A 15681-nucleotide genomic window follows, 5' to 3' on the forward strand; every position below is an offset into this window, starting at 1 on the left:
GGCCTCCTTCAGCCAGAAATGACGGCGCGCAAAGTCAGCGCAGATAGTCCGTGATCAACTCCCAGCGCCCGTTGCGGATCTGCGCCAGACGCCCATGGCGGTTGCCGAGGTGGTCGTCGGCACTGAAGCGGTACGCCGGGCTGCCGAAGTAATCACGGGTGAATTCGAGGCGTTCGAGGGTGCGCGCGAACGCCTCGGGCGTCAAGTCGCGACCGGTCGCCTCGGCGGTGCGCACGAACATGTCGGCCAGCGAGTAGCCCATCACGCTCCAGACATTGGGCGCCGCACCGAAACGCGCGCGATAGCGCTCGATCCAGCCGGCGAGCTGGCTGTTCGCGCCCTCGGCATACGGGTGCGGCAGCACGCTGACGCCGTACAGGCCCTCGACCGCCTCGCCGCCGAGTTCGTGCGTCTGCGCCGAATAGCCCGAAGCCGTCACCAGCATGTCGACCTTCCAGCCAATGCGCCTCGCCTCGGCCATCGCCGCCACGGTTTCGCGCACGACGGTGGCGAGCACGACCAGGTCGCACTCGGCCGCGCGCAGGCGGGCGATCTGGCTCGACAGGTCGGTGGCGCCGCGCTTGTAGCCGGTGCGCTCGAACAGCGTCTGACCGAGCTTCTCCAGGCCGGTCTCCACCCCCTTCATGACCTCGAGACCGTAATCGTCGTCCTGGTACAGCAGGCAGGTGCGGCGATAGCCGCCGGCCTGCACCATGTGCCGCGTCGCGGCTTCCATATAGTCCTGGTAAGGCGCGAAGTTCTGGAACTTGAGCGGATGCAGCGGTTCGTAGGTCGCCTTGTGCGGCGAAAACGGAAACAGGTGCAGGCGCCCGGCCTCGAGCACCACCGGCATCGTCGCCATCACCACCGGCGTCCCCATCGTGGCGATGAAGGCAAAGGCCTTGTCGCGCTGCACCAGCTTGCGCGCCGCCAGCACCCCACGCTTGGGATCGTAGCCCGCATCCTCGACCGCCAGCCGCAGCTTGCGACCGTGCACGCCGCCGGCAGCATTGGCCTCGTCGAAGCGCATCAGCATGCCGTCGCGCACCGGCGTGCCCAGCATCGCGATCGGCCCCGACAGATCCGAGATGTGGCCGACGACGATCTCTTGCGTGCTGACCCCGGCGACATCGGCCGCATGAACGGACGTGCCCGCCAGGGCGGCAAGCAGGGCAAGGGCTGGTCGGCGCAGGCATTTCATCGCAGAAGGTCTCCTGGAAGGGTTCGAGACGGCAGGCACGCTGCCATCGAGGGCGTCAGATTGTCGACGGATCCAAAATTATCGACAAGCGGGTATCGCCCTCATCCGCCGCGCGGACCACTGGCCAGCCCCTGTGGTCGCAGCAGGACGACCGCCACGATGATCGCACCGAACAGCACCAGCTCCAGTCCTGCGGCGCGCGCCCAGTCGCCGGGCAGCGCATCGCGCAGCACGGCGATCGCCTGTGGGATCGCCACCACCACCAGCGCGCCCCACACTGCACCGGACAGGCGCCGCGCGCCGCCGATGAAGGCCAGCATCAGCAGCTCGAACGAGAACACGAGGCCGAACTGCTCCGGGCTGATGAAACCGATCCAGTGCGCGTACAGGCCGCCGCCCAGTGCAGACAGGCTGCCGCCGACGATGAAGGCACGCAGCTTGGCCGCGCCAGGCGCGATGCCGCAGGTGTCGGCAGCTGCCTCGTCCTCGCGCACCGCACGCCACGCCCGTCCGAGGCGCGAGCGCAGCAGGCGGGCGGCGAGCGCGAGCGCGACCAGCAGCACGACGCCGCTGACTGCCGCCTGCGCCAGTGGCGTGTCGGCCTGCCACCCGCCCGCGCCGAATGCCGGCACGACCAGGCCCGCCGGGCCATGCGTCAAGGACTCCCAGCGCACCAGCGCTTCCTCGACGATCAGCGCGAACGCCAGCGTGCTCATGCCGAAATACAGTCCGCCAAGGCGTCCCGCCGGGAGGCTCGCCAGCACCCCGCCCAGCGCACCGACTCCGGCCGTCAGCGGCAAGGCCAGCAGCGGCGCCACGCCTGCCTGCACCAGCAGGGTCTGGGCATAGGCGCCCAGCGCGACGAGCGCGCCCTGCCCAAGCACGATCTGCCCCGCCTGACCGACGATGATCACCACGCCGAGACCGGCGATCGCATAGGTCGCGACCAGCGTCGCCTGGCCGAAGGCGAAATCGGCACCGAGCCAGCCCACCGCCAGGGCCACCATCAACCCCACGACGAGGACCATCCGCAGCAGGCGCAGCCCGCCCGGCGCCGCCACCGGCGTCGCGTTCATCGCCCGGCCCTGCCCGCACGCCCGGCGGCCAGCCCCTGCGGAAACAGCAGCAGCGCGGCCATCAGCAGCACGTAGGGCACGACATCCTTCGCCCCCTCCGGCAGCACCAGCCCTGCGAGCGCCTCGACCACGCCGAGGAACAGGCCGCCAGCCAGGGCGCCCGGCAGGCTCGTGAGCCCGCCCAGCACCGCCGCCGGAAAGGCCTTCAGCGCGATGAAGCCCATGTTGAGATGCACGAAAGTGATCGGGGCCAGCAGCAGGCCGGCCACCGCCGCCAGACCGGCGCCGAGCGCCCAGGCCAGGGTGTGCATGCGCGCCACGGGCACGCCCATCAACGCTGCGACGCGCGCATCCTCGGAGCAGGCGCGCAGCGCGAGGCCGACGCGGGTGTGACGGAAGAACAGCGCGAGCAAGAGCACCAGCACGACGGTGGCGAGCACCACCCACACGTGGCTTGCCGCCAGCACCAGCGGCCCGGCGCTGAGGGTGTCGGCGGCGAAGGGCAGGCGGTACATGTCCTGCGCCGCGGCCGGCACCGAAGCCACGCCGCCGCGCATCATCATGCCGAGGCCGAAGGTCAGCAGCACCGCCACCAGATGCGGCTGGCCGATCGCACGCCGCAGGGCGACCCGCTCCAGCCCCGCGCCGAGCAAGGCCACCGCCAGCACCGCGCCAAGGGCCGCTAGCGCCAGCGGCCAGCCCGCCGCAAGATGCAGCGCCAGCCCGGCAAAGCCGCCCAGCATCAGCAGGTCGCCCTGCATGAAGCTGACCGTCTCGGTGGCCTTGAACACCAGCACGAAGGAGAGCGCCACCAGGCCATACACGCAGCCGATGGCGATTCCGCTGGACAGGACCTGGAGAAAGGAAAGCATGGGGGCGAAGCATAGCAGCCGTTCCGCCCCCTGCACCGCTGCCCTGCAGGCAGCCGGGCGGCAGGCTGCCGTGGTCAGTCGGACCTGATCACGCCGACCTGATCACGCCAACGTCAGCGCCGCGCTCGGCGGCAGGGCGCAGGCGGCACGGTACTCGCGCGCCAGGCGGGCGACCAGTTCGGCCGTGGTCGGGACGTCGTGGATCGTTGCCACGCCGTGGCCAGCACTCCACACGTCGCGCCAGGCCTTGGCCTCCTCGGCGAGGTCGTGCAGCTTGCCCTTGCCGAAGCCGGCAGCCAGTTCCTCGCGCCGGTAACCGGCACGTTCGAGGCTGGGCCACATGAAATTGGCGTTGGTGCCGGAAATGGCGTCGGTATAGACGATGTCGGCGGGCGCGCAGTCGACCACCATCTGCTTGTACTCCGGCTGGGCCATCGCCTCGCGGGTGGCGATGAAGCGCGTGCCCATGTAGGCAAGGTCCGCGCCCAGCACTTCGACCGCGCGGATCGCCGCGCCGTCCGAAATCGCACCGGCCGCGACCAGCAGGCCGTCCCAGAACTCGCGGATCTCGCGCACCAGGCTGATGACGTTCTGCCCGCCGGCATGCCCGCCCGCGCCGCCGGCCACCGCGATGATGCCATCGACACCGGCCGCGATCGCCTTGCGCGCGTGGTAGGCATGGACCACGTCGGACAGCACCAGGCCGCCGTAGCCGTGCACCACCTTCACCACCTCGGCCGGATTCCCCAGGCTGGTGATCACGATCGGCACCCGGTGACGGACGAGGATTTCCAGGTCTTCCTGCAGCCGCACATTGGACGCATGCAGGATCAGGTTGACGCCGTGCGGTGCGCACGGCGCATCGGGGCTGGCCGCGCGATGGGCCGCGAGTTCGGCATCGATGCGTGTGAGCCACTCGTCGAGCTGCGCGGCGGGCCTGGCATTCATGGCCGGGAAGGTGCCGGCGACACCGGCCTTGCAGGTCTCGATGACGAGTTCCGGCCCGGACACGAGGAACATAGGGGCGGCGATCGCCGGTACGCTGAAACGTCCGCGCAGGCTGGCGGGAAGGCTCATGGGCTTGTCTCCTTGAAAGATCGGCACGCCTTCGCGAGGGGGCGTCTGCCAGACAGCGACTCTAACATCGCTCCGGCAGGATTCAAACGCTCGTTTAAATCGATGCGCTACGCCCCGGCGTCCCGACCGTCGGCAGGGACCTCAGCCCAGGAAGCGGTCATAGACGCCCTGGCGCCACAGCACGATCGCGATGACCACGACGATCAGCAGGAACATCCACGTGCCCCACGGCGTTTCCTTCTCGGCGTAGGGGTCGGCCATGGAGCGCGAGGCGCCGGCCGGCAGACTGGCGACGCCGGTGAGCGCACTGCCGAACGGGATGTTGATGCGGGCGCGGGTGTTCACCGCCCAGCCGTTGGCGTCGAGCAGCGGCCCGAGGTTGCGCTGGCGCAGCTTGAGCCAGGCCAGCAGCATCGAGGGCCCGGAGATCAGCAACAGGATGCCGGCGATCACCAGCGGCATCTGCCAGCCCGGCAGCGACAGGAAACCCGTCACCACCGCCGCCAGCGCGGTGCCGAGGGCACCCAGCGCAAGGCCGATGGCGGCGAAGATGCCGGCGAACTTGGCGATGTCGAAGGCCTGGGGCGCGGGGGCCGGAGCGGGGGCGGGCGCTTCGACCTTGGCGCCGGCGCCGGCGACACCGGCCGCGGCCTTGTCCTCGACCGCCTTGTCGCGGGACGCGGCGAACTTCTGGATCTGGTCGCCGATCATGCGGCCGACGCGCTTGTACGGCGACCAGAAGGCCTGGCGCACGCTGATCGGCGCTTCCACGACCTTGACCACGGCAGCGTTCCAGTCGCGCCCCTGGCGATCGTAGAACACGCCGTTGCGGCCCGGCACCATCATCTCGTCGGCATCGCCGCCGGTCATCGCCGCGACGATGGTGATCGGCGCCTCGCCCTCGCGCCGGCACTCGCAATACACGAGGTAGGCGCCGGAAAGCGGCGCCAGTGTGGCATGGCGCCCCATGTCGGCGACGCGCAGGCACAGCTCGCAGCTGCGCTGGTCGAGGTAAAGCGTGCCGGCCTGGAAGATGGCCTTGTTGCCGGCGTTGTAGAAGTCGCTGAGGGTGACGAAGTTGCGCAGCAAGGTGACCAGGTCGCGGTTGTAGCGCACCAGACGCTCGAGCGCATCGACCTGGGCGGCGGCAGTCTCGGCCGCGAGGTCCTGCTGGATCAGCGCCGTCAGCTCGGCCTGCACGGAACCGGCAAGCAGCGCACGCAGGGTGTCGGCGGGCACGGCTGCAAGCGGCGTCGCCGGCGTCGCGGCGAGCCAGGCGCGATAGGCGTCGAAACGGGCGGCGATATCCTGCCACTCGGCGTGAGACAGCGTGGTCCGCGCGCCGAGGATGGGCTTGATCACATCATCGCGCAACGCGGCGATGCGCGCCTCCCAGGCCGGGTTCAGCCCGTCCTGCAGCGGCAGGGCACGGCCGGCACCGACCTGGGCCAGCGGCAGCGCGGCCACGCCTTCGGTGTCGGTGGCCAGCGTCTGCACGGCAAGGCCGACGTAAGTGGTATCGGCGGGGTTCAGCGCAGTGGCGGCGCGTTCGTCGAAGGCGGCGAGGCGGCAGCGGGTGAAGTAGTCCTCCACCTTGGCACGCACCGCATCGAACACCGCAGCCGCTGCCGCCGTGCCCTCGCCCAGCGGCAGCACGCTGTCAGGGCTGGCCACGGCCTGGTCGTGCCAGTCGACCACTGACTGCGCCGCGGTGAAGAAGGCATTCACCTTGTCCTGATCGATGCCCGGCTTGCCACTGCGATCCTCGAGGGCGCCGAAATGCTCGATGACGAGGCCGATCGTCTTCGCCAGCTCGGCATCCGGGGTGAGTTCGGCGGGCACGATGCCATCGCCGTTGTAGTGATCGGGCGCGAACAGGCGCGAAGGGTCGGCCAGGTCGGCAACCCCGACCGAATCGGCGTCGGGCCGGCCCATGTAGGCGAGCACCTTCTTCGCCGTGGCCAGCAGCTTCGCGCCCTCGGGGTGATCGTCCGCGATCGCCGCGAGTGGCAGACCGTCCACGCCGCGGAACAGCACGTCCGGTGTCTTCAGCACGGTGCACACCCAGTTGGCCGCGGCGATCACCTCGGGTGCGCGGATGCGACCATCGCCATCGGAGTCGAGCAACTGCAGCGTACGGGTATCGAACTCGAGCCCGGAGGTGGGGCAGGCGAGCACGGACCACAGTTTCTGGTCGAGCTCGCCGAGGTGACGCAGGTCGTCCGCGTTCTCGATCAGGACCTGGTCGAAGCCACCGGAGCGGAAGAAGCGCCACCGATAGCCCTTGCTGTTCTCTTGCGTGCTCATCTTTCACACTCCCTGTTGAGATGCGGGCATTGACCGAAATGACTACACCGCCGGAATACTGCGCTGGAATCGGATCGCGGACAACCGCTGGGCATCCGAAGCGGATTTGCGGAAACGGCGTCAGCCGTAGGCGCCGACGAAGGGGTTGGTCTCGCGCTCCTCGCCGAAGGTCGAGGTCGGACCATGGCCCGGGATGAAGGTGATGTCGTCACCGAGCGGAAACAGCTTCTCGCGGATCGAGCGGATCAGGGTCTGGTGGTCGCCGCGCGGAAAATCGGTGCGGCCGATTGAGCCGGCGAACAGCACGTCGCCGACGATGGCGAGGCGTGCGCCCTCGTGCACGAAGACGACGTGACCGGGCGTGTGGCCCGGCGTGTGGACAACCTTGAAGACCTCCTCGCCGACGGTAACGGTGTCGCCGTCATGCAGCCAGCGGTCAGGCTCGAAGGTCTCGACGTCGGGGAAGCCGAACATCTTGCTCTGCTGCGGCATGCCCTCGATCCAGAAGCGGTCCTCTTCCTGCGGCCCCTCGACCGGTACGCCGAGTTCGCGTGCCAGCCTGGCCGTGCCGCCGGCATGATCGATGTGGCCGTGCGTGATCAGGATCTTCTCCACCGTCACGCCCAGCTTGGCCACCGCCGCGAGGATGCGATCGATGTCGCCCCCCGGGTCGACAACCGCCGCCTTCTTCGTCTTCTCGCACCACAGGATGCTGCAGTTCTGCTGGAAGGGCGTGACCGGGACAATGCTGGCCTGGATCATGGATCGTGCTCCTGAACGCTGGAAATCGGGCGGCAGTTTAACTGATCAGGCCGAACGACTCGGTGAACGAAAAACCCGCCTGTCGGCGCGCGGCACGACAGGCGGGCTTGGACTGCTGCCGGGCGCGGCAGCGCCACGGACTCAGGCGATCAGATGACGCCCTGCGCGAGCATCGCCTCCGCCACCTTGACGAAGCCGGCGACGTTGGCGCCGTCGGCGTAGCTCACGCTGCCGTCCTCGCGCTTGCCGTACTTCAGGCAGGCCGCGTGGATACCGAGCATGATCTCCTTCAGGCGGGCGTCGACTTCCTCGCGGGTCCAGGACATGCGCATCGCGTTCTGGCTCATCTCCAGACCCGAGGTGGCCACGCCGCCGGCGTTGGAGGCCTTGCCCGGTGCGTACAGCACGCCGTTGTGCTCGAAGATCTTCACGGCTTCGGCGGTGCTCGGCATGTTGGCGCCCTCGGCAACCGCGATCACACCGTTCTTGACCAGGTTGGCGGCATCGTTGGCGTCGAGCTCGTTCTGGGTCGCGCACGGCAGGGCGACATCGACCGGCACGTGCCACGGACGCACGTTGGGCTCGAAGCGGGCGCCGACACGCTCGGCATAGTCGGACACACGGCCATAAAGGTGATTCTTCACCTCCATCAGCACCGCCAGCTTCTCAGGCGTGAAGCCTTCCTCGTCGATCACGGTGCCGCTCGAATCCGAGCAGGTGATGGGCTTGGCACCCAGTTCGAGCAGTTTCTCGATGGCGTACTGGGCAACATTGCCCGAACCCGACACCGACACGCGCATGCCACGAATGTCACGACCCGCGTGCTCGAGCATCGCATTGGCGAAGTAAACGGTGCCGTAGCCGGTCGACTCCGGACGGATCAGCGACCCGCCGAAGGTCAGGCCCTTGCCGGTGAATACGCAGGCCGCGTTGTTCGACAGCTTCTTCATCATGCCGGCCATGAAGCCGACTTCACGACCGCCCACGCCGATGTCGCCGGCCGGCACGTCGGTGTCGGGGCCGACGTGGCGATACAGCTCGGTCATGAACGCCTGGCAGAATCGCATCACTTCGCCCGGGCTGCGGCCCTTCGGGTCGAAGTCGGAGCCGCCCTTGCCACCGCCCATCGGCAGGGTCGTCAGCGCATTCTTGAAGGTCTGCTCGAATGCCAGGAACTTCAGGATCGACAGGTTCACCGAGGGATGGAAGCGCAGGCCGCCCTTGTAGGGACCAATGGCCGAGCTGTGCTGGATGCGGTAGCCGCGATTGACCTGCGTCTCACCTCTGTCGTCCACCCAGGACACGCGGAACATGATCACGCGCTCGGGTTCGATCAGTCGGTCGAGGAGCGAATGCTCGGCATAACGTTTGTTGGCGGAAATGAAGGGCCACAGGCTCTCCATCACCTCGGTCACCGCCTGCAAAAATTCGGGCTGACCGGGGTTGCGTTGCTCAACGTATGCCAGGAACTCCTCGAGAGACTGATATTTCATGATGCTTGGCCTGTTAGATGGATGGACACGCGCGCGCGACCGCCTCGGTGTTACCCGAGGCGGTCGCGCGGATTCCCCGATATTGTGCATCAAATTCCCACAATTGGTGCATGCCTTTGCGCAGCAAGCCTTGAAATGCCCTCATGGCATGGCACACGCACCTTTGCGGTGCGTGCACACGGTTTGAGGGCAACAAAAAGGCCGGACATTCCCAGCCTTTTTGTGTGAACGCCGCTGGCGACGCTTACTGCACGCGCACCTCGACCCGGCGCGCCTCGGCTGCGTCGCCCTCGCCCAGGGTCACCGCCGGACGGCGCATCAGCACACGCTTGGCGGACACGCCTGCGGCCAGCAGCGCTTCGCGCACCGACAGGGCGCGATTCTTCGCCACCTCGGCATTGATCGCGGCACCGCCCGTTTCGTCGTGATAACCGGACAACAGCGCATGAGCCTCGGGCGCCGCCGCCAGCGCGGCGATCACGGTTTCGATCTGCGCCGCGGCCGTCGGGGGCAGCGCCGTCTCACCGAGGTCGAAGTGGATCTTCACCAGCGGCTCGCCGACTTCGGCCACCTCCACGAACATGTCCTCGACCTGCGCGACGGGCGTCTGCGCCCCGCGCAGCTGATACACACCCAAGCCGATGACGAAGGCAATGACCAGCGCAATGATGCCGAACACCACGCCCATGACGACGTTGAGCTCGCTGTCTTCCTGATCGAACATGTGCTGCACTCCCTTGAAAAGATGAACCCAACGATCGGGTCGCTGCGATTCTAGCCGAATGCCATGGCCGCCTCGATGGACGCCCATGCGTCCTGGCGGGAACTGAATCAATTGTTTGCTTCAAATACACTTGCCCGCCACGAATCGTCTATTCTGAGCGTCCTGTCATACGGCCCAACACGGAGGCACATATGGGATTCTTCGATTTCGTCAAGGAAGCGGGCGAGAAGCTCTTCGGTGGCAACGAAGCCAAGGCGGCCGAGACGGCGCCCGATCCTGCAGCGGCCAACGCCAAGGCCGCATCGGCCATCCACAACTACATTGCCGCCCTCCAGCTCGCGCCGGCGGACCTGGCGATCAGCTTCGACGGCGCCGCATCGGTCGTCACCGTGACGGGCACGGCGCCCGACCAGGCGACACGCGAGAAGATCCTGCTTGCAGCCGGCAACGTCGCCGGCGTCGCCAAGGTCGAGGACCGCATGACCGTGGCCCGCAGCGAACCCGAGGCGCAGTTCCACACCGTCGTGCGCGGCGATACCCTGTCGGCGATCGCCAAGCAGTTCTACGGTAACGCCAACAAGTACATGGCCATCTTCGAAGCCAACAAGCCGATGCTGACCCACCCGGACAAGATCTATCCGGGCCAGGTCCTGCGCATACCGCCGCAGGCCTGATCCGCACCGGCGGCCGACAGGCCGCGCTTGCAACGCCGAGGCCCGGGCCGTTACGCTCGGGCCTCTTCACGTCAACGTCCGGAACTGCCCCCTCATGGCCCGCGTCCGCATCGAGCTGCCCGACCACTTCGCCTTCCGCACCGCCATCCCGCTGCTGATCTCTCACATCAATTACGGGCGCCACCTCGACAACGCCCAACTGCTTGGCCTCGTGTCCGAGGCGCGCGCACGCTTCCTGAAGTCCGAGGGCTACACCGAACTCGACATCGACGGCGTCGGCATCATCGTCGCCGATGCGGCCGTGCAGTACCGCTCCGAAGCCTTCCACGGCGAGACGATGGTGGTCGAGATGGCGGCCGAGGACTTCAGCGAGTTCGGCTGCGACCTGGTCTGGCGCCTCACCGACGAGGCCAGCGGACGGGAAGTCGCACGCGGCAAGACCGGCATCGTGTTCTTCGACTACGGCGAACGGCGCAAGGCGGCGGTGCCCGAAGGCTTCCGCCGCCGATTCGCACCGGCATCATGAGCCTGATCTTCCCGGCAGACGCGGCGGAACCCAGGTCATGAACGCCGGCGCTCGCCCTCCCGTTGCGCCGCCGAGGACACCACACGTCGCCATCGTCGGCGGCGGTCCGGCGGGACTGATCGCCGCAGAGACGCTTGCTGCTGCAGGCGTGCGCGTGACCGTGTTCGACGCCATGCCCTCGGTCGGGCGCAAGTTCCTGCTCGCCGGACGTGGCGGCCTGAACCTGACCCACAGCGAGGCGCTGGACGCCTTCCTGTCGCGCTACGGTGCGCGGCGCGAGGTGCTCGTGCCCATGGTGCAGGCCTTTGGTCCGCAGGCGCTGCAGGACTGGGCACACGGACTGGGGGTGGACACCTTTGTCGGGACCTCGGGCCGCATCTTCCCGCGCGAGATGAAGGCCGCCCCGCTGCTGCGCGCCTGGCTGACACGCCTGCGCGCCGCGGGCGTGCAGTTCGCCGTGCGCCACCGCTGGCTCGGCTGGGCCGACAGCGATGGCGATGACGGTCCCAACCCAACGAACGACGCACCGACCAGCGACACACCGCTGCGCCAGCACCTGCGCTTCGCAACGCCCGAGGGCGAGCACCGGGTCGAGACCGACGCCCTGCTCCTCGCCCTTGGCGGCGGCAGCTGGGCCAAGTTCGGCTCGGACGGTGCCTGGGTGCCGCTGCTGCGCGCGACCGGCGCCGACGTTGCCGAGCTGCGGCCGGCAAATTGCGGCTTCGACGTCGCCGCGGGCGGCGAAGGTGGCACGGCCTGGAGCGCGCATTTTCTGGAACGCTTCCGCGGCCAGCCGTTGAAATCGGTCGTGGCCCGCTTCACCGATGCCGCCGGCCAAGCACAGGAGCGGGCCGGCGAATGCCTCGTCTCCGCCACCGGCATCGAAGGCGGTCTGATCTACGCCCTTTCCGCGCCGCTGCGCGACGCGATCACCGCGCAGGGCGAGGTCACGCTGCGACTCGATCTCGCCCCCGGCCGCAGCCTCGAACGCCTTGGGGCGGACCTCGCACGCCCGCGCGGCAGCCGCTCGATGGCCAGCCACCTGCAGGGACAGGCCGGCATCAAGGGCATCAAGGCCGCCTTGCTGCGTGAATGCCTCTCCAGGGACGATTTCGACGACCCCCTGCGCCTGGCGGCCGACATCAAGGCCCTGCCGCTGCGGCTGACGGCGCCGCGTCCGCTCGACGAAGCCATCAGCAGCGCAGGCGGCGTGCGTTTCGAGGCGCTCGATGCCCACCTGATGCTGCGAGCCCGGCCCGGCGTCTTCATCGCCGGCGAGATGCTCGACTGGGAAGCGCCGACCGGCGGCTACCTGCTGACCGCCTGCTTCGCCAGCGGAGCGGCGGCCGCGCACGGTGTGCTGGACTGGCTGCGCCCCAAGACCTGAACGCATTGCGCCACAAACAAGACGGGCCACCCGCGCACGAGACCGTGCGTGGATGGCCCGGACGCATCGCGCGGCGCGCTCAGTTCTTGCTGTAGCGCGCTACCAGCGCCGCCGCGGCGTCATGCATGGCCTTGCCGTCGACACCGGTGGCGCTGAGCTCCTCGATCCAGCCCTGGACGACCGGGCGGGTCGCGGCTTCCCAACGCGCCAGCTCCGCACCCTCGATGGCGTAGATGGTGTTGTTGTTGGCCACGGTGGCTTCACGGCCGATGACGTCGGCCTTGATGAACTGAGTCGCGACCCAGGCGGAGGTCTCCGCACCGCTGTTGTCGTCGATCACCTTCTTGAGATCGTCGGGCAGGCTCTCATACTTCTTCGCGTTCATCAGGAAGACCATCGTGGCGACAGTCATCGCCTTGGGCCCCTTGAACTCGGCGTGGTAGCGGGTCAACTCCTGCGTCTTCGTCGCCGGCACCACCTCCCAGGGCACCAGCGCCCCCTCGATGACCCCCTTGGACAGGCTTTCGGCCATCTGCGGAACCGGCATGCCCACTGGCGTTGCGCCCAGTGCAGCCAGCATCTTGTTGCCCAGGCGCGACGGCGCACGAACCTTGAGGCCGTTCAGCTCATCCAGCGTCTTCACCTGCTTGCTGCGCAGATGCAGTACGTTAGGACCATTCACCCAGATCGCGATCGGTTTGGTGCCCGCGAACTCCTTGGCGGCATGCGCCTGGGAGAAATCCCACAAAGCGCGCGAGGACGCTTCGGCCGTGGTCGTGAAAAACGGCAGTTCGAACACTTCGGACACCGGGAAGCGGCCCGGCGTGTAGCCCGGCAGCGTCCACACGATGTCCGCCACGCCGTCGCGCACCTGGTTGAGCAATTGGGGTGGTGTTCCGCCGAGCTGCATCGACGGATAGATCTGGCACTTCATGCGGCCCCTGCTCTCCGCCTCGATCTTGTCGCACCAGGGTTGCATGAACTGAGTCTGGGCCAGCGAGCTGGGCGGCAGGAAGTGCGAAACCTTCAGCACGACCTCCTGTGCGGCGGCGGGCAAAGGCAGCAGCGCGGCAGCCAGCAGGCCAATCAGGGTACGGGATTTCATCGATGTCTCCTCCTCGGGGCTTGAATTGTCGGGTCATGCAGTTTCGGGACGCTTGCCGGCGTCCCAATCGAGGGCAGGCGCTTCCCTGCCGGCGACCGAGTACAGCGCCCCGGGCGCATTCCGGGTGCGCTGGAACTGTTCGAGCGATTCTCCACGCATGGCAGCATAGATGTGCAGGTTGGACACGCCCAGCACAGCCCCGAGCTTTTCCAGCATGAAGAAGATCACGCCATAGTGGATCAGCCCACGCCAGTCCCGCCTGCGAACCAGGTCACGCTCCTGCTCGATCAGCCCGGCGGCCTCGAAGCTCGCTTCCTCGTCGGCGAGGAAGCGCTGGCGATGCGCCGGCACGATCATGTCGTGCAGGAAGCGGTTGAGGCGGTAGGCGCGCTGGCTAGTGGCCAGGCTGAAGGGATAGGTGCCGGCCAGCGCCTGCGCGCCCGCCAGTTGCGTGGCAACATGGGCGCGGTGGCGCTCGACCTCGCCCGCGACCGCGGGGGCGGCCCGGTTCTCGTAGATCGCGGTGGCGATGCCGGTCATCGACGGCAGGTAATAGGTCTGGTGGATCTTGTTCACCGAGGCGGACAGGGCGCCGCGCATGACCAGCCACATGATCACCTCGGCCCCTTCCAGCCCGCCGAGCGTGGCGTATTCGGCCTGAGTCAGCTCCGTCAGCCGTACCGGGTCATGCTCGAACAGCGCCAGGAACTGCTCGTCCCAAGGCGTGTTGTTGAACCCGGCCCGCTCACCGTGCACCTGGTGCGACAGGCCGCCGGTGGCGACGATCGCGACCGCGAGGTCTTCCGGATAGCTCTCGATCGCACGACGCAAGGCCTGCCCAAGCCGGAAGCAGCGCCGCGCTGTGGGGATCGGGAACTGCAGCACGCCGACCTGCAGCGGCACGATCGAAACCGGCCACGCCGGTTCATGCGGGCACAGCATCGACAAGGGCGAGAAGCAACCGTGGTCCAAGGGCTTGTCCTGGAAGAAGGACATGTCGAACTCGTCCGCCATCAGCGAATGGCCGATGTGCTGCGCCAGTCCGGGATGGCCCGCCACCGGCGGCAGGTCGCGCGCGCCGCCGCCCTCGTCGGCCACGGCGTAGTGGTCGCCGATCCCCAACGCGAACGCCGAGTAGTGGTCGAAGAAGAACGACGTGACGTGGTCGTTGTAGATGAAGAGCAGCACATCGGGCTGCGTGTCCTTCACCCACTGACGAACCGGCGCGAAGCCGTCGAAGATCGGTTTCCAGACCGGATCGTCCTGCTTGTTCTTGTCGAACGCGAAGCCGATGGTCGGTGTGTGCGAGCAGGCGATGCCGCCGATGATGCGTGCCATGCAGGTGTCTCCCTCCTGGTCGATCGTGTGCCGCGGGCGAGACCGGCCGCCCGAGCCCGAAGTGCGTGCAGAGTCTAGACAGGCATCCCGCTGTGGATAAGATGTCTGGATCAGTAGCGCGATAACCGGCGGTTATCACAACACCATGAAACTCTCCGCACTCCAGGCCTTCGTGGCCGCAATCAACGACGGCAGCCTGCGCAAGGCGGCCGCCCGGCTCGGCCTGTCGCAGCCGGCGCTGAGCAAGATGCTGCGCGAACTGGAGGTCGAGCTTGGCGCCTCCCTCGTCGTGCGTTCGACGCGCGGCGTCATCCCGACCGCCCAGGGCAAGGTGCTGTACGAGCGCGCCAGCGCGGCCGACCGCGAGCTGACCCGGGCGGTCGAGGAGATCGGCCAGCTCGGCGGGCGCATGGTGGGCGAGTTGAGCATCGCCGCCGTTCCCCTGGCGGTGATGCTCGTGCTGCCCGAAGCCGTGCGTACCTTCAGCCAGCAGTTCCCCGAAATGCGCCTGCGCATCAGCGAGGAGCTCTACATCGCCCAGCTCGCCTACCTGCGCAAGGGCGAGGCCGACGTCGCCATCGGCCCGATCCCGGAAGGCCTGGCGCAGGGCGAATACCTGGTCGAGCCCCTGCTGCCGATCGACATGGTGGTGGCGGTACGCAAGGGCCATCCGCAGGCCCGCTGCACCCGGCTGGCCGAACTGAGCGAGGCGCGCTGGGTGTACACAGGCTTGTCTGGCGCCACCGGCTACGCCCGCGAACTGTTCAGCCGCAACGGCCTGCCCCCGCCGCCGGTGGCCGCCACGGTCAATTCGACCCTGGCGCTGCTCGCCCTGCTCGGCTCGGGCGACTTCATCGGGCTGATGCCGGCCCCCCTCGCCCGACACCCGGTGACCTCGAGCTACTTCGACGTCGTCCCGCTGCAGGAAGGTCCGCTGCGGCTCACGCTGGGCGTGATGGTGCGCGAGGAAATGGCCATGTCCGTCATGGTCCGCCACTTCCTGTCGCATCTCCACCGCGCCGCCCACCATCTGGGCGGCATGGCCAGCACCGTAACCAGCTGAAAAGGCCTGCGCCCTGCGGACGGCGCGACCGGCACACTCGGCTAGAATGCGCGCCTTCAAGACCAAGAGTCCGGTT

At 68.0% G+C, this 15681-nt stretch carries 14 protein-coding genes; 4 read left to right on the top strand and 10 right to left on the bottom strand.

The window, feature by feature from the left end; all coding sequences use genetic code 11:
• Window positions 1-34: 34 nt before the first annotated feature.
• The 8 genes from AC731_RS13685 to AC731_RS13720 form a co-directional block, all read right to left on the bottom strand.
• Window positions 35-1201, bottom strand: coding sequence for an ABC transporter substrate-binding protein (locus AC731_RS13685; protein ID WP_048706903.1), 1167 nt, complete (start codon window positions 1199-1201; stop codon window positions 35-37).
• A 101-nt stretch (window positions 1202-1302) separates the two neighbouring features.
• Window positions 1303-2229, bottom strand: a complete 927-nt coding sequence (locus tag AC731_RS13690; RefSeq protein WP_048710145.1) for a branched-chain amino acid ABC transporter permease — start codon at window positions 2227-2229, stop codon at window positions 1303-1305.
• Between the two features lie 44 nt (window positions 2230-2273).
• Window positions 2274-3149 (bottom strand): branched-chain amino acid ABC transporter permease, encoded by an 876-nt coding sequence (locus AC731_RS13695; protein ID WP_038012084.1) that lies wholly within the window; start codon window positions 3147-3149, stop codon window positions 2274-2276.
• A gap of 102 nt (window positions 3150-3251) precedes the next feature.
• Window positions 3252-4226 (bottom strand): NAD(P)H-dependent flavin oxidoreductase, encoded by a 975-nt coding sequence (locus AC731_RS13700; RefSeq protein ID WP_048706906.1) that lies wholly within the window; start codon window positions 4224-4226, stop codon window positions 3252-3254.
• Window positions 4227-4367: 141 nt separating this feature from the next.
• Window positions 4368-6533, bottom strand: a complete 2166-nt coding sequence (locus AC731_RS13705; RefSeq protein ID WP_048706907.1) for a phage holin family protein — start codon at window positions 6531-6533, stop codon at window positions 4368-4370.
• Window positions 6534-6653: 120 nt separating this feature from the next.
• The gene (locus AC731_RS13710; RefSeq protein WP_048706908.1) at window positions 6654-7295 is read right to left on the bottom strand and encodes an MBL fold metallo-hydrolase; all 642 of its coding nucleotides are present in this window, start codon (window positions 7293-7295) and stop codon (window positions 6654-6656) included.
• 149 nt (window positions 7296-7444) lie between these two features.
• On the bottom strand, window positions 7445-8788 hold the full coding sequence (gdhA, locus tag AC731_RS13715; protein ID WP_048706911.1) for an NADP-specific glutamate dehydrogenase: 1344 nt from the start codon (window positions 8786-8788) through the stop codon (window positions 7445-7447).
• A 244-nt stretch (window positions 8789-9032) separates the two neighbouring features.
• Entirely contained in the window at window positions 9033-9512 is a 480-nt protein-coding gene (locus AC731_RS13720; RefSeq protein ID WP_004263680.1) for an OmpA family protein, read from the bottom strand.
• A 191-nt stretch (window positions 9513-9703) separates the two neighbouring features.
• Between AC731_RS13720 and lysM the strand changes: the two genes are divergently transcribed.
• The 3 genes from lysM to AC731_RS13735 all read left to right on the top strand — a co-directional run bounded on the left by lysM (window position 9704) and on the right by AC731_RS13735 (window position 12099).
• Window positions 9704-10186 carry a peptidoglycan-binding protein LysM gene (gene lysM, locus AC731_RS13725; protein WP_048706913.1) on the top strand — a complete coding sequence of 161 codons (483 nt, stop codon included), beginning with the start codon at window positions 9704-9706 and terminating at the stop codon, window positions 10184-10186.
• Window positions 10187-10280: 94 nt separating this feature from the next.
• A complete protein-coding gene (locus tag AC731_RS13730) occupies window positions 10281-10712 on the top strand; it encodes an acyl-CoA thioesterase (protein WP_004263682.1) in 432 nt (143 codons plus the stop codon).
• A 37-nt stretch (window positions 10713-10749) separates the two neighbouring features.
• Entirely contained in the window at window positions 10750-12099 is a 1350-nt protein-coding gene (locus tag AC731_RS13735; protein WP_048706915.1) for a TIGR03862 family flavoprotein, read from the top strand.
• A gap of 79 nt (window positions 12100-12178) precedes the next feature.
• Here the strand turns inward: AC731_RS13735 and AC731_RS13740 are convergent, their stop codons facing one another.
• On the bottom strand, window positions 12179-13204 hold the full coding sequence (locus AC731_RS13740) for a TRAP transporter substrate-binding protein (protein ID WP_048706918.1): 1026 nt from the start codon (window positions 13202-13204) through the stop codon (window positions 12179-12181).
• 33 nt (window positions 13205-13237) lie between these two features.
• Window positions 13238-14542, bottom strand: a complete 1305-nt coding sequence (locus AC731_RS13745) for a gallate dioxygenase (RefSeq protein WP_048706922.1) — start codon at window positions 14540-14542, stop codon at window positions 13238-13240.
• A 145-nt stretch (window positions 14543-14687) separates the two neighbouring features.
• Between AC731_RS13745 and AC731_RS13750 the strand changes: the two genes are divergently transcribed.
• Window positions 14688-15605 carry a LysR family transcriptional regulator gene (locus AC731_RS13750; protein ID WP_048706924.1) on the top strand — a complete coding sequence of 306 codons (918 nt, stop codon included), beginning with the start codon at window positions 14688-14690 and terminating at the stop codon, window positions 15603-15605.
• Window positions 15606-15681 lie beyond the last annotated feature (76 nt).

It is taken from the genome of Thauera humireducens, assembly GCF_001051995.2.
GTDB classification, from domain to species: domain Bacteria; phylum Pseudomonadota; class Gammaproteobacteria; order Burkholderiales; family Rhodocyclaceae; genus Thauera; species Thauera humireducens.